Below are 13,449 nucleotides of genomic sequence, written 5' to 3'. Positions count from 1 at the left end.
AGCGAGCTAGCGAGTGATGTGATTTAGCGATGTAATTTTTTATCTCGTTATCGTGCTTTAGTGTTAACCGCGCCTTTTACAAGGTAATGATGGCGCGAGTGGCTTTGTTCGACAGCAGTAGCATTGAGAGCAATACCGAAGACACAAAGGTAGTCAGTAACACCGCGATTTTGATCGCAATCGAGTCGATAACAATTTGCGATGAGAACAGGGCGAAAATCGAATAGTGCAGGATATACACGCCGGTCATCGATTTACTGGTTTTGGTCAGCAAAATTTTAATCACATCACTGTGAATGTATTTACTGAGTTTATTGGACGCAATGATCACCCCGATCACCAAGGTATAGATAGGTGAACCTATCAAGAAAAAGGAGTTATTATCGCGCTCAAACAGTGGATAGAGATACGTCCGCTCAAATAACCAGCTCAGCGCATAGATAATGGGTAATGCGACAATAATAATATTGATGTTACGTTTTCGGGTGACGACATTATAGATCTCGGGATCACTGAGTAGCTGCCCGGTCAAATAAAATAACAGCCAGTTCCATATGCGATATTGCGGCTCAATGCGCAGATTGAGGCCAAAGTGTCCGACCGAGAAAATGAAATCGTACAAAAAGGAAAAGACAAACAGTACTGCCACCAGCGCAATAAAATAACGTCGATTGGCCGATAGCCAAATAATCATTGGATTTAACAGGTATATCGCGGCAAACGAGATGGCAAACCACGTATGGATCAGGTAACCCTTTTGATAAGGGGTAAACAGATAATGGGCGGTGAGCCAGAAGATAAACACCAGCATTAAGCGACGCGTTTTTATGTTGCGCCAGCCCGGTTCACTGCGGGTGCTGGCATCGGTGTAACCGGCCACCACAAAGAACAGCGGCGTGGCGATTGTGGAGATAAAGGTCAGCAGTTCCAGCAGCCAGTGGTAATTGTAGTTATAGTTATCCGACGTACTGTAAATAGAAAAAAAGGTTACGGTTGCCAGACAACCTATGGTTTTCACGATACTGATGGCAATTTCGTTCATCTTATATGGCTAACCGTAATGTCAAAGTGTGCGTGGAATGTACCGGGTTGTACCGCGTAGAGAGAGCTTGGCTATCCGCTGTCGATGTCCATTTATTATAATGCGTGTCATATTTATTTTTATGACAGAACGTTAATTTATTCTGTACAAACAGCTCGCTATAGCCCTTACCTTTATTCTGGATATTGCTGCGATGTTGAAATAAAACGCGGTCACACTTCTTTTAGACAATGCTTTTGTTGAGATGACTCGCGCGGTACTGCGATTCTCAATTAATGGCTACATCTGTTAATCATAGCATTTCTTGCTGTAGGAAAACTATAACGGCAGTGATATTGATACCTATCTTGCAGTGTTATTTATGCTTTGTTTTTTAATCAGTTATTACGCTTTCCTTGCTGTTTGGCCCTGTGGGCTGGGTAGACTGTTGGCGTGGTTTTATCCTTTTATCTTCTTTGGCTTTCTGTTGTTTTATCCCTCTTTGGGATTGGGTTTATCTATTAACTTACTACCTATTAGTTTTTTATATTGCATATATTTAAATATACGGAAAATAACACGGCGCGACGTTTTTATTGTGCACCTTTTGCCTGACTTTGCTCTGTAATGCGCAGTTTAATGTCGCTTAATAATTGCTGATAGCGTGCCGGAAGCGGCCATTCGGCGCGGTGAATGGCCCAGAGGGTATCGATAACCGGCGATTCACTGTGATGTACGCGGATTAATTCAGATTTGGCGAATGCGGTCACCGCAAAGCGCGGAAGTACGGTAAAGCCCAGACCGCGCGCTACCGGCTCAAGGATCAGGCTGATTTGGTTAGTAAAACCGTGCACAGGAATGTCATCTAAACGTTGGCCAGGAAACTGACGGCTAAGTAAACGCAATGCCATCGCGCGACCATCGGGGTGATCAATAAAGCCTAATGTCTGCAATGCTGGCCAGCTAACTTCAGCTAGAGCAGCGGGGACTACCAGACACAGTGGTTCGCGCGCCAAGGGTTCGGCATGCAGACTGGGGTGTTCAGGCGCTTGATCGACCACGCCCAGATCACTGCGACCTTCAAGCACGGCAGAGATGATATCGGTGGTGGGGGCAAAGCGGTGCTGGATACTGAGCGTCGGGTAGGTTTGTTGCAGCTCTAGCAGCCAAGGGTAGATCAGCAGGCCAATACTGCCGGGAGTTGAGAGGCGGATGTTGCCCGCATGCGGGTTATCTTCTGATAGCTCGGCATACAGGCGTTCACTGGCTCGTTGTTGTTCACGGGCGTAAGCCAACACGCGTAAGCCGCGCGGCGTGAGCTCGAGTTGACGCGGTTTACGCAGCAACAGCGGCCCACATTCTGCTTCCAGACGTTGGATATGTTGGCTGACGGCCGCTTGCGTAAGATCGAGTCGCTCCGCAGCGCGCGTGAAGCTGCCGGTTTCTTGTATCGCGATCAGCGTCTTTAACCAGAGTGGATTTAGCATAATAAATATTTATGGCATCCATTATTTTGACCTTATTTTTAATTATGCTCAGTGTTCCTATCATGTCACCTGTTTTCTGACACAACATCAGGTGATTTATGACTTATCCACGTAACTTTTCGCATATCGGCATTACCGTTACTGATTTAGATCGTGCGGTAGAGTTTTACACCCAAGTTATGGGCTGGTATCTGATTATGCCGGCCACCACCATCACTGAAGACGATTCGGCGATTGGAGTGATGTGCAACGATGTGTTTGGCCCAGGTTGGGGTTCGTTTCGGATCGCGCACTTATCTACCGGCGATAAAATCGGGATTGAGCTGTTCGAGTTCCCGAACAGTGAGCAGCGTGAGAACAATTTTGAATTCTGGAAAACGGGCGTGTTTCACTTCAGCGTGCAAGATCCGGATGTCGAAGGTTTGGCGGCACGCATTGTGGCGGCAGGCGGTAAGCAGCGCATGCCAGTGCGTGAATACTATCCGGGTGAAAAACCATACCGTATGGTCTATATGGAAGACCCGTTTGGCAACATCATCGAGATCTATAGCCACAGCTATGAGCTGACGTATTCTGCCGGTGCTTATCAGGAATAAGCGTTGTTGGTGTGATTTTCCTGCATGTGGCGCAACGAAAAGCCACGTGCAGGTTTGTATTACAGAAATTTTGATGATCTCAGGAAATGGCTTATTTGTCAGAGTTACATAAATAAAAGTGATCAATGTATCATTTTGTTCTGCAAGCTTGAGTCAGTGAATTTCAGCAGCAATTGAGCATATAAAGGGGTATGACACTTATCGCACCGTCAATGTGAGCAAATATTTCATCTCAGTTAGTAAGATATATTTTTGGAAATAATCGTCAGCGCAATATCACAAACAGGTGAAAAAAAACTGTAAGCGATTACAGTGCATGCGTACTATGCCTGATGGTATTGAATTCGACATTGGTGTGATAAATGCGAAATAAGTTAATGGGACTTTATGTTTCATTATAGCTATCGCGTTATGGCGTGATTCAATCGTGCCGCTGAATTTAATCGAGACATCATGAAGCGATAACTGAAATCGTAAGGCTCACATTACCAATAGAGGGATTTATTTATGGGTTGCGAAAGTGTAAAGAGACCAATGTATTTGTTAATTGCGGATTGGGTTAAGAATGAAAATCGTTGGGTAACTGCAAAGGAGATAGCTCAATATTTTGATTTAGATCATTGTAAGGTGACAAATATAATTTCATACATTTTGTCCGACGTGAATGAAATTAATTGTGAAACAAAGACGATCCCTAATCAATTAGAAGGCCGTGGATGCCAATGCCAGCGTTTAATTAGAGTCAATACTATTGATTCTCAATTATATGCGCGTTTAGGTACGGTCAAAAATACGGTCAGTACCGGGCGTACGCCGCGTATACCGGCGATTCCACCATCAGAGCTCAATTGCGAACAAAAATGGAAGATGATGCTGTCTAAAAGCATGCGTGGCTAAACGGCGCATTGGATTAGCGCTCGCCTAGCCACTTCAAGAGGGAGTGGATGTCCCCCTTGCTTTTCCGTTGGTAGATAATGCCCGATGCACTTGATTTATCGGGCATTAATGCATTTTTATTGTGTGGATTTCGGTTTGACCTCCGTGGTGCCTTTGAGTCGTGGTCGATGTGGCTCTGCTTGGCTTAATGGCTGGGTTTCATGTAGCCCGGTTTTATAGCGTACAGCTAAGTCTTGGTATTCCTGGGTATTCAGACGCTTCCAATGTAACTCTTGTTCAGTGACATCCCGCAAAACGCGAGCCGGTGAGCCAACGAGCAATTGTCGTGCTGCTCCGGTGAATCCGGCTTTGACAAAGCTCATTGCCGCGACAATGCTTTCTGCGCCGATAGTTGCCCCATCCATGATGACGCTATTCATTCCCACTAATGCATCGCGCCCAACCACGCAACCGTGCAAGATGGCGCCATGCCCGATATGCCCATTTTCATGGATGATGGTATCGGTATCGCAGTAACCGTGCATAATGCAACCGTCTTGCACATTGGCACCTTTCTCAATAATGAGTCGGCCATAATCACCGCGCAGTGAAGCTAAGGGCCCAATATAGACTCCTGCGCCAATGATCACATCGCCAATCACCACTGCGCTTGGGTGGACATAAGCATCGGGATGTACGACAGGAATTAACCCTTCAAAGGCATAGTAGGTCATGGTGACTTAGCGTCCTTTCCAGACAGGATCGCGTTTTTCCGCAAAGGCCTGCGGCCCTTCCAGCGCATCTTCTGAATGCAGTACCGCAGGGTAATGCTGTAACGCTCCACTACGAATATAGCGATAACCGTCTTCGACACTCATTTCACTGGTGGTGCGATAAATTTCTTTCAGTGCCGCGATGGCTAATGGAGCGCTGTTGACTAACTGCTGTGCTAATTCACGTGCGCTATCCATCAACTCTTTTGGATGCACAACGCGGTTGACCACGCCCCAGCGTAAGGCTTCTTCGGCGCTCATGCGTCGGCCAGTCATCACCATTTCATTGACGATAGCGGGAGGTAACAGTTTCGGTAGACGCAGAACACCGCCACTATCGGGAACGATACCTAATTTGGCTTCCGGTAGAGCAAAGCTGGCATTTTCACTGCAGACAATAAAATCGGCCGCCAACGCTAGCTCAAAACCGCCGCCAAATGCGTAGCCATTGACGGCGGCAATGACTGGTTTATTGAGATCGAAGATTTCAGTTAATCCTGCAAAGCCACCAGGTCCAAAATCGGCATCTGGCGCTTCGCCTTCGGCGGCAGCTTTTAAATCCCATCCGGCGGAAAAGAACTTTTCACCGGCACCGGTGATAATGGCAACCCGTAATTCCGGATCGTCGCGGAAATTGAGAAATGCCTCTCCCATAGCAAAACTGGTTTTGGCATCAATCGCATTGGCTTTGGGGCGATTTAATGTGATTTCTAGAATAGGTCCATTGCGAGTTATCTGTAATGAATTACTCATTTTCACTCCTTTGTTTTTTTATGCATGTGCTTGTTTATGCACTCGCCGAGATCACTGGGTCGAAAATGTGGAAATTTACTTAAGGTGTTTTTTGATTATTTTCCCTGAACAGTTGCGTGGCAGATCGGCTTTGATCTCCATGAAAGACGGCACTTTAAATTTCGCCATGTTGCGTTCACAGAATTCGAAAAATTCGGTTTCGCTTAACTCTTCGCCCTCATTAATGACGACAAAGGCTTTAATTGCTTCATCTCGGATTGAGTCTTTGATACCAATAACAACCACATCCTGAATTTTCGGATGTGAGGAGAGGATGTTTTCGATTTCGATGCAGGAAATATTTTCACCGCCGCGCTTGATCATGTTGCAGCGTCTATCGACAAAGTAGAAAAAACCTTCTTCATCACAATAACCGGAGTCTCCAGTATGCAACCAGCCATCAGCCTCTAATGCTTTTTCTGTGGCGTCAGGGCGGTTGTAGTACTCTTTGAAAATGGTTTTACCGGGAATACCTTGAATGCAGATTTCGCCTATTTGTCCTGCGGGAAGAGGGCGATTATTTTCATCGCGAATTTCAGCTTGATAGCCAAAACCGACGCGACCAATGGACGGCCAGCGTCGCTTATCTCCGGGACGATCGCCAATAATGCCGACAATGGTTTCGGTCATGCCATAGGAGGTGAGTAAGCGAACCCCAAATCGCTGCGTAAAGGCGTCTTTTTCTTGTTCTGACAGATTTAAGTAGAACATCACTTCACGCACATGGTGTTGTTTGTCGTCTGCCGTTTCAGGTTGCACCATCAGCGTTCGGATCATCATCGGGATGCACTCGGTGACGGTGGCGCGGTATTTCCGTACTTGTTTCCAAAATGCACGAGCACTGTATTTTTCGATTAAGACGAAAGTGCTACCGGCAGAGAATGCAGGCATAGCCGCAGTGCATTGGCAATCGATATGAAACGCCGGCATCACGGTCAGATAAACATCATCGTCACGCAGGGCACATTGCCAGGCGGAATAGTAGCCAGCGAATCTGAGATTGTAGTGAGTAATTACCACCCCTTTTGGGCGGGATGTGGTGCCGGAGGTGAATAAAATTTCGGCCGTATCACCAGTAGACAGCGGTGGGGCGTAGCACAATGTGGTGGGTTGTTGCGCTTTGAGCGCAGAAAAACTGCTTACGCCCTGATCGTTGGGAATATCGTTGCCAATGAGACAGATGTGATTAATGAGTGCGTTGTTTTCATCGTATATTTGGCGGAACATCGGGTAAAACTGTGGGCTGGTTACCAGTAAGCGTACGTCGCTGTGCGCCAAAATCCACGCACTTTCATCGCGTAGCAAACGGGCGTTAATGGGCACCATGACGGCACCGATTTTGGCGAGTCCAAACCAGCAAAAAATGAATTCAGGGCAATTATCAAGATGTAAGGCAACGTGGTCGCCTTTGCGGATCCCCTGTTCATGGAAGAGGTTGGCCGTGCGGTTGATTTCCTCGTTGAGCGAGCGGTAGCTAAATTGCTGCACATCGCCGGTGGAGGATTCATAAATCAGCGCTGTTTTATCCTCATGCACTCTGGCTAAGTCGTCCCACATCTGACGCAAGTTTTGTTCGCCAACGATATCCATTACACATCGGTCCATTTTAGTTGAGCGAGCGCGCTAACCGGAGAACCGGCTAGCGCGACGCATTTTAGTCCTTCACTTTGGCGAGCCCTTTGCTAACCAAAGCCTCGATTTCTGTTTCGTTGTAGCCAATATTTTTGAGAATATTGGCGGTATCCATGCCGTGTGATGGCATGCCACGCCAGATTTTCCCTGGGTTGTTTTTGAACTTCGGCATGACATTCGGACCTTTGCAGGTTCGGCCATCCATCGTTTTCCATTGGGTGATCGACTCCCGAGCCACATATTGTGGATTGTCTTCGAGCTCAGGAATGGTCAGCACTTTGGCACAGGCGATATTCAGTTCAGCGAAGCGTGCTTGAACCTCTTCAATCGTATGCTGTGCCAGCCACGCATCGAGTTTTTCTTCGACCAGTGGTCCGTAAGGGCATTCGACGCGATGAATCAGCTGGGTGCCTTCTGGCACTTCAGGGGTGCCCAGAATGTGCGCTAAGCCAATGTCATTGAAACACTCAGTGATCTGGGTGATCCCCACCAACTCCATCACGATGTAGCCATCGGCGCATTTGTACAATCCACAGCCGGCATAGTAAGGATCTTTGCCTTTGGTCATGCGCGGGCAAATTTCGCCGCCATTGAAATAGTCCATCATGAAGTATTGGCCCATACGCAGCATCACTTCGTACATGGCGATATCAATACTTTCCCCTTTGCCGGTTTCTCGGACCTTATGCAGCGCCGCCAGTGCGGCGGTGGTGGCGGTCATGCCGGAGAAATAGTCGGCCGTGTACGGGAACGCCGGCATCGGTTGGTCCACATCACCATTTTGAATCAGGTATCCACTGAAAGCTTGCGCGATAGTGTTGTAGGCCGGCAGGTTGGTGTACTCGTCGGTGCCAAATTGACCAAATCCAGACAAATGGGCAATGACCAATTTGGGGTTATGCTGCCAGAGCACTTCATCGGTGATACCACGGCGGGCGAACGCCGGCCCTTTACTGGCCTCGATGAAAATATCTGTGGTTTCCATTAGCTTTAAGAATGCGTCACGTCCTTCGTCTTTGAAAATATTCAATGACAGCGCGTGCAGGTTGCGACGGGACAATTGCGGGTAGTTGGGCTGGACGCGGATGGTATCGGCCCACGCTACGTTTTCAATCCAGATAACTTCGGCGCCCCATTCGGCGAACATTTGTCCGGCAAACGGGCCGGCAATTTCGATCCCGGAGAAGACCACCTTAAGCCCGGCAAGCGGCCCAAAGACAGGCATCGATAAATGATCGGTCATAACGTAATTCCTATTCTGGGATATCAGAAACCCCATCTGTGGCGATGGGGTTTGCTGTGTGATGGCTTAGCGGTACTGCTTCAATACGGAGCGGCCAAGGGTTAGGATCTGCATTTCATCGGAGCCGCCGGAGACGCGATCAACGCGCAGGTCACGCCAGAAGCGGGTGATGCGATGGTTACCGGCGATCCCGACACCGCCTAACACTTGCATGGAGGTATCGACAACCTCAAAGGCAGCATTGGCGCAGAAGTATTTACACATAGCGGCATCACCAGACGTGATGGTGCCGTTGTCGGCTTTCCACGCGGCCTCTAACAGCATGTTTTTCATAGAGTTAAGCTTGATCGCCATGTGGGCGAATTTTTCCTGAATCAGCTGGAAGCGACCGATGGTTTCACCAAATTGAACACGTTGGTTGGCATAGCGCGCGGCATCTTCAAAGGCGCACATGGCGGTGCCGTAGTTGGTGAGGGCCACTAAGAAACGCTCATGGTCGAACTCTTCTTTGACACGGTTAAAGCCGTTGCCTTCGCGACCGAACATGTCCTCTTCGTCCAGCTCGACATCGTCAAAGTTGATTTCACAGCAGCTGTCCATGCGCAGGCCGAGCTTGTCCAACTTGTTAACTTTGATCCCCGCCTTACTCATGTCCACAAACCATTCGGTGTAGATAGCTTTGTCTGGAGACGCACCGTCGCGCGCCATCACCACGATGTACGGGGTGTAGGCACTACTGGTGATAAAGCACTTACTGCCATTGAGGTACACTTTGCCGTTTTTGCGGGAGTAGGTTGTTTTCAAGCTACCTACATCAGAGCCGGCGCCAGGCTCAGTGATCGCAGAGTTCCACATTTGCTTACCGCTACCGCGGAATGACATGATTTTGTCGATTTGGGCAGGTGTTCCTTCGCGCAGGAAGGTGTTAAAGCCGCCTGGCAATTGATACAGCACGTAGGTTGGGGCGCCTAAGCGGCCAAGCTCCATCCAGACCGCAGCCAGCGTGACAAAACCTGCATCCAGACCACCGTGCTCTTCGGGGAGCAACAGGCTGTCGATGCCCATTTCCGCCAGCTCTTTCACAAAGCGCTCAGGGTAGACACTGTCACGGTCACATTCAGCAAAATAGGCTTCCCAGTTCTCACTGGCCATCAGCTCACGAATACCGGCAACAAACAGTTCCTGCTCATCGTTTAAGTTAAAATCCATTTTTCAACCTCTTGATATATTTATGGTTTAATTTGCTTATTTTTCCAATGTACTTTGGCGTTGTTCTGACAATACGGGTGATACGAGATGGGTTTCTGCTAGCTCGTGGTGCGTTTCAGTTACCGGCTCACCCTCTTGCCAATGCACCTTGGCGTCTTTAATGAAAGACCATGTCACCATGATGTTGACGAAGAAGAGTGGGCAGCCTCCGGCGATAATGGCAGTTTGAATTGGCTTTAAACCGCCCAGTGCCAGCAAGACAATCCCGATAATGCCAACCAGTACTGACCAGCCAATACGGACCAGCAATGGCGGCTCTTCCCCTTCGCGAATTTCGCGGCAGGTTGACATGGCAAGGGTGTACGAACAGGCATTAATCAAGGTGACGGTGGCCAGGAAACAGAGGATAAAGAATCCCCACATGGTGACCGTGCTCAGCGGCAGTGCGGCCCAAGTCTCGATGATGGCGCGTGCCACACCGTATTGTTCAATCAGCTCTGGGATGTTGACGATATTGTTGTTCATCAGCAGTAAGGTGTTACTGCCCAGTACGGTCCACAAGATCCAGGTGGAAGCGGTCAGACCCATCACCATACCGAAGCACAGTTCGCGCACAGTCCGGCCACGAGAGATTCGAGCCAAGAAAATGCTCATTTGGATGGCGTAAATAATCCACCAAGCCCAGTAGAAGACCGTCCAGCTTTGTGGAAAGCCGCTTTGGCTAATGGAGTCGGTATAAAAGAGCATGCGTGGCAGATACATCAACAACATACCTACCGAGTCGGTAAAGTAGTTCATGATGAAGCTAGCGCCACTGACGATGAATACCCAACCCAGCATTAAGAAGCTCAGGTAGCTACGGATATCACTGGCCAGACGAACCCCTTTTTGCAGACCAAACGCCACGCAGATGGCATTGAGAATGATCCAGCAAGTGATGATGATGGCATCCAATTCCAGAGTTCGCTGGATCCCAAACAGGTATTGCATACATTCGGTGACCAGCGGGGTTGCCAGACCGAGGCTGGTTCCCATGGCGAAGATCAGGGCAACCAAATAGAAGTTATCGATGATAGTGCCGAACAAGCCTTTGGCGTGTTTTTCACCCACCAACGGGGTCAGGGTTGAGCTGGGGCGAATCACATCCATTTTGCGCACAAAGAAGAAGTAGGCGAACGCAACAGAAAGGAAGCTATAGGTTGCCCAAGGCAGCGGACCCCAGTGGAATAAACTGTAAGCGAGGCCAAGCTCTTTGGCGTTGGCGGAGAACGGTTCAAAACCAAAGGGGGGGGTCGAGATATAGTAGTAAATCTCAATGGAGCCCCAGAACAGAACGGCCGCCGATGTACAGGAGGCAAACATCATGAAAATCCAGCTGGCGGTACTGAACTCAGGTGGCTCATCACCCAATTTCTTTTTCGCATACGGGCCAAAGACTAACCAGAACCAGCCGATCAGCATAACGACCATGTACCATTCAAATGCCCAGCCCCACACATTGGTGACATAACTAAATACGGAGTTAATCACAATATTGGCTGCATCCAGATCCCTGACGGTTAGCCAACAGAGAAATCCGACAATTATTAAGGGCGGAAAGAATACTTTCTTGTCAATTCCTGACTTTCTGTTTTCATCTTTCATGGTTGATTTCCATTATCAAGGCGAAATTAATAATTCGGTCTAGGTGATTTATTTTGTCTCATGTTTGTTAATTTAATGTTGAGTGTTGTTCAATAACGAAATACATTAACAAGTAACTTATAATGGGTATTCATCCTGCTGCGCTCTACGATATTAATCACACTTTCCCATTAAGTTTTTTATCTATTTCATTAGATTAATTTTCTTTTAAAACAGTGTGTTAATTGTGTTTTTGAGCGTTTTTATCGATGTGTATGTTCAATATTGGTGAGTTGAGTAGCAATATTGAACGTTAGCTTTATTCATCTCGCTTATTTTCAGTATTGGTGATTGGGGTTTCATTTCATAATTAATTGGCGTGATATCTGTATTTAACAACGCCAATATTGGTGACGTTTCCTTCATCATTTCTGGAGATGCGATTAATGAAGATCATCACTTGCTATAAGTGTGTACCTGATGAGCAGGATATTGTGATCAATAATGCTGATGGCTCATTAGATATCAGCAAAGCCAATGTCAAAATCAGTCAATACGATCTCAATGCAATTGAGGCTGCTTGTCAGTTAAAGCAACAAATTGCGGATGTGCAAGTTATTGCGCTGAGTGTGGGCGGTAAAGCATTAACGAATGCGAAAGGGCGTAAAGACGTTCTGTCACGCGGACCGGATGAATTATTGGTTGTGATTGATGACCAATTTGAACAGGCATTACCACAGCAGACGGCGGCGGCATTGGCTGCAGCGGCACAAAAATCAGGATTTGACCTGATTGTGTGTGGCGATGGCTCCGCTGATTTATATGCTCAACAGGTGGGTTTGTTAGTCGGCGAAATGCTGAATATTCCCGCTATCAACGGTGTCAGCAAGATTATCGCTCTGACAGAGAGCACGCTGACGGTTGAGCGTGAGTTAGAAGATGAAATTGAAACACTGAGCATTCCTCTACCTGCCGTAGTAGCGGTGTCTACGGATATTAATTCCCCCCAAATTCCTTCCATGAAAGCCATCCTCGGGGCTGCCAAAAAGCCAGTTCAAGTGTGGCAGCCTGCTGATATTGGGTTAGATGCGCAGGATGCGTACTCCGTACAACAGGTTGCTGCACCTAAGCAACGTGAGCGCCAGCGTATTGTGATTGAAGGGGATGGCGAAGACCAAATCGCTGCGTTTGCTGATCATTTGCGCAAAGTCGTTAATTAATAAGGGGGATGTCATGAGCAAGTTTTCCAATGTTTGGGTATTTAGCGATACACCGGCTCGTCTGCCTGAATTGATGAGCGGTGCGCAGGCATGTGCTGAACATGTGCATGTGTTTGTGTTGAATGAATCTGAGATTGCGCCGGCGTTTCATTTGGGGGCCGAACATGTTTGGCAGCTGACTGGGAAACCGGAAGACGGCATGCTGGAAGATTATGCTACTGCAATGGCGGCCACCATCCGCGAGCAGAGCGCACAGGGGTTAGTGCTGTTGCCAAATACCCGCCGTGGCAAATTGATTGCGGCCAAGTTGGGTTTCCGTTTGTCAGGGGCTGTCTCTAATGATGTGAGTGCTCTGGCTTTGCAAGAGGGACAGGCGACTGCCAAACATATGGTTTATGGTGGCTTAGCGATAGGTGAAGAGAGCATTACATCACCGTTTGCCATTTTAACCGTCAGCAGTGGCACTTTTGAGCCCGCGCAAGCAGATACCGCACGGACTGGCGAATCACATCTTGTGCCATGGCAAGCGCCAGCGGTGACGGTATCTCGCATTGCGACGCAAGCGCGTCAGAGCAATAGCGTTGATCTTGACAAAGCGCGCTTGGTCGTGAGTGTTGGCCGAGGAATTGGCAGTAAAGAGAATATCTCCTTTGCTGAGGCCCTGTGTCAGAGCATTGGCGCGGAGTTAGCCTGCTCACGCCCTGTGGCTGAAAATGAAAAATGGATGGAGCATGAGCGTTATGTGGGCATTTCCAATCTGATGATCAAACCGGATCTGTATCTGGCCGTGGGGATTTCAGGTCAGATCCAGCACATGGTCGGTGCCAACGGCGCAGCGACGATTTTTGCCATCAATAAAGATAAAAACGCCCCGATTTTCCAGTATGCCGATTACGGCATTGTCGGTGATGCACTGAAAATCCTGCCCGCCCTGACCTCTGCGTTAGCACGTTGATTGATTGAGGCAGGGCGAATCA

11 protein-coding genes and 1 pseudogene are annotated in these 13,449 nt (G+C 48.1%); 4 read left to right on the top strand and 8 right to left on the bottom strand.

What is annotated here, in order from left to right; translation table 11 throughout:
• Nucleotides 1-76: 76 nt before the first annotated feature.
• On the bottom strand, nucleotides 77-1,042 hold the full coding sequence (locus tag LQ901_RS09925) for an acyltransferase (RefSeq protein ID WP_010862252.1): 966 nt from the start codon (nucleotides 1,040-1,042) through the stop codon (nucleotides 77-79).
• 572 nt (nucleotides 1,043-1,614) lie between these two features.
• On the bottom strand, nucleotides 1,615-2,508 hold the full coding sequence (locus LQ901_RS09920; RefSeq protein ID WP_064977372.1) for a LysR family transcriptional regulator: 894 nt from the start codon (nucleotides 2,506-2,508) through the stop codon (nucleotides 1,615-1,617).
• A 98-nt stretch (nucleotides 2,509-2,606) separates the two neighbouring features.
• On the opposite strand from LQ901_RS09920, the gene LQ901_RS09915 reads away from it, so the two are divergent.
• A complete protein-coding gene (locus tag LQ901_RS09915; protein ID WP_010862250.1) occupies nucleotides 2,607-3,104 on the top strand; it encodes a lactoylglutathione lyase family protein in 498 nt (165 codons plus the stop codon).
• A 507-nt stretch (nucleotides 3,105-3,611) separates the two neighbouring features.
• On the top strand, nucleotides 3,612-4,001 hold the full coding sequence (gene caiF / locus LQ901_RS09910; RefSeq protein WP_152136068.1) for a carnitine metabolism transcriptional regulator CaiF: 390 nt from the start codon (nucleotides 3,612-3,614) through the stop codon (nucleotides 3,999-4,001).
• A gap of 116 nt (nucleotides 4,002-4,117) precedes the next feature.
• On the opposite strand, the gene caiE is transcribed toward caiF, so the two are convergent.
• The 6 genes and pseudogenes from caiE to caiT form a co-directional block, all read right to left on the bottom strand.
• Entirely contained in the window at nucleotides 4,118-4,714 is a 597-nt protein-coding gene (gene caiE / locus LQ901_RS09905) for a carnitine operon protein CaiE (RefSeq protein WP_152136067.1), read from the bottom strand.
• A 6-nt stretch (nucleotides 4,715-4,720) separates the two neighbouring features.
• On the bottom strand, nucleotides 4,721-5,506 hold the full coding sequence (gene caiD / locus LQ901_RS09900; protein ID WP_152136066.1) for a crotonobetainyl-CoA hydratase: 786 nt from the start codon (nucleotides 5,504-5,506) through the stop codon (nucleotides 4,721-4,723).
• A gap of 75 nt (nucleotides 5,507-5,581) precedes the next feature.
• The gene (caiC, locus tag LQ901_RS09895) at nucleotides 5,582-7,135 is read right to left on the bottom strand and encodes a crotonobetaine/carnitine-CoA ligase (RefSeq protein ID WP_233672230.1); all 1,554 of its coding nucleotides are present in this window, start codon (nucleotides 7,133-7,135) and stop codon (nucleotides 5,582-5,584) included.
• A 64-nt stretch (nucleotides 7,136-7,199) separates the two neighbouring features.
• Nucleotides 7,200-8,420, bottom strand: a complete 1,221-nt coding sequence (gene caiB, locus LQ901_RS09890) for an L-carnitine CoA-transferase (RefSeq protein WP_112866523.1) — start codon at nucleotides 8,418-8,420, stop codon at nucleotides 7,200-7,202.
• 66 nt (nucleotides 8,421-8,486) lie between these two features.
• Nucleotides 8,487-9,629 carry a crotonobetainyl-CoA dehydrogenase gene (gene caiA / locus LQ901_RS09885; protein WP_152136064.1) on the bottom strand — a complete coding sequence of 381 codons (1,143 nt, stop codon included), beginning with the start codon at nucleotides 9,627-9,629 and terminating at the stop codon, nucleotides 8,487-8,489.
• A gap of 132 nt (nucleotides 9,630-9,761) precedes the next feature.
• Nucleotides 9,762-11,273: pseudogene (gene caiT / locus LQ901_RS09880) on the bottom strand (L-carnitine/gamma-butyrobetaine antiporter); the annotation flags it as partial.
• Nucleotides 11,274-11,698: 425 nt separating this feature from the next.
• On the opposite strand from caiT, the gene LQ901_RS09875 reads away from it, so the two are divergent.
• Both LQ901_RS09875 and LQ901_RS09870 read left to right on the top strand, forming a co-directional pair.
• Complete coding sequence (locus LQ901_RS09875; RefSeq protein ID WP_152136063.1) at nucleotides 11,699-12,472, top strand: electron transfer flavoprotein FixA; 774 nt, start codon at nucleotides 11,699-11,701, stop codon at nucleotides 12,470-12,472.
• A 13-nt stretch (nucleotides 12,473-12,485) separates the two neighbouring features.
• Nucleotides 12,486-13,427 carry an electron transfer flavoprotein subunit alpha/FixB family protein gene (locus tag LQ901_RS09870; protein WP_112866526.1) on the top strand — a complete coding sequence of 314 codons (942 nt, stop codon included), beginning with the start codon at nucleotides 12,486-12,488 and terminating at the stop codon, nucleotides 13,425-13,427.
• Nucleotides 13,428-13,449 lie beyond the last annotated feature (22 nt).

The sequence above is a fragment of the Plesiomonas sp. PI-19 genome (assembly GCF_021368255.1).
Taxonomy (GTDB): domain Bacteria; phylum Pseudomonadota; class Gammaproteobacteria; order Enterobacterales; family CAMTGL01; genus Plesiomonas; species Plesiomonas shigelloides.
The sequence above is the reverse complement of the archived record's forward strand: the minus strand, read 5'-3'. Positions and strand labels throughout refer to the sequence as shown.

What these genes read in the sequence shown, in the direction of transcription:
- LQ901_RS09875 (WP_152136063.1), top strand. Translation starts at nt 11,699, where the DNA reads ATGAAGATCATCACTTGCTATAAGTGTGTACCTGATGAGCAGGATATT.
- LQ901_RS09920 (WP_064977372.1), bottom strand. Translation starts at nt 2,508, where the DNA reads ATGCTAAATCCACTCTGGTTAAAGACGCTGATCGCGATACAAGAAACC.
- caiA (WP_152136064.1), bottom strand. Translation starts at nt 9,629, where the DNA reads ATGGATTTTAACTTAAACGATGAGCAGGAACTGTTTGTTGCCGGTATT.
- caiD (WP_152136066.1), bottom strand. Translation starts at nt 5,506, where the DNA reads ATGAGTAATTCATTACAGATAACTCGCAATGGACCTATTCTAGAAATC.
- caiC (WP_233672230.1), bottom strand. Translation starts at nt 7,135, where the DNA reads ATGGATATCGTTGGCGAACAAAACTTGCGTCAGATGTGGGACGACTTA.
- LQ901_RS09925 (WP_010862252.1), bottom strand. Translation starts at nt 1,042, where the DNA reads ATGAACGAAATTGCCATCAGTATCGTGAAAACCATAGGTTGTCTGGCA.
- caiF (WP_152136068.1), top strand. Translation starts at nt 3,612, where the DNA reads ATGGGTTGCGAAAGTGTAAAGAGACCAATGTATTTGTTAATTGCGGAT.
- LQ901_RS09915 (WP_010862250.1), top strand. Translation starts at nt 2,607, where the DNA reads ATGACTTATCCACGTAACTTTTCGCATATCGGCATTACCGTTACTGAT.
- caiE (WP_152136067.1), bottom strand. Translation starts at nt 4,714, where the DNA reads ATGACCTACTATGCCTTTGAAGGGTTAATTCCTGTCGTACATCCCGAT.
- caiB (WP_112866523.1), bottom strand. Translation starts at nt 8,420, where the DNA reads ATGACCGATCATTTATCGATGCCTGTCTTTGGGCCGCTTGCCGGGCTT.
- LQ901_RS09870 (WP_112866526.1), top strand. Translation starts at nt 12,486, where the DNA reads ATGAGCAAGTTTTCCAATGTTTGGGTATTTAGCGATACACCGGCTCGT.